The organism is Marinomonas colpomeniae (assembly GCF_014803385.1).
GTDB classification, from domain to species: Bacteria; Pseudomonadota; Gammaproteobacteria; order Pseudomonadales; family Marinomonadaceae; genus Marinomonas; species Marinomonas colpomeniae.
The window spans coordinates 87199-87621 of record NZ_JACYFC010000007.1 but is presented as its reverse complement, the minus strand read 5'-3'; positions in this window follow the sequence as shown (position 1 = coordinate 87621).

Here is a 423-nt window from a genome sequence, read left to right as displayed (position 1 = left end):
AATTGCCTAATTGCCTAATTGCCTAATTGCCTAATTGCCTAATTGCCTAATTGCCTAATTGCCTAATTGCCTAATTGCCTAATTGCCTAATTGCCTAATTGCCTAATTGCCTAATTGTGTTTTAAGTCGCTATGGGCTTTTCTGGGTTTATTTTAAGGTGTGTTTGTGTCTAGATGTGGTTTTTATTGCTTGTGGCTTCTGTGAGCTTGTGAAGAGGTTTTAGGTGGTGGTTTTTGATTTTTCTGGAGTGTGTGTCGTAGGTAAATTCATTATTAGTTGATTTTCTGTGGCATGATTGTGTTAGGTATTTTTTAGTGTGGGTTGGTGTAGGTGAGGTGTTTTGGATTAGTAGGCAAGATATTGATCTATAAAGAAAACTGCTAATGGTGGAGGGAGGTGGATTCGAACCACCGAAACTTTCGT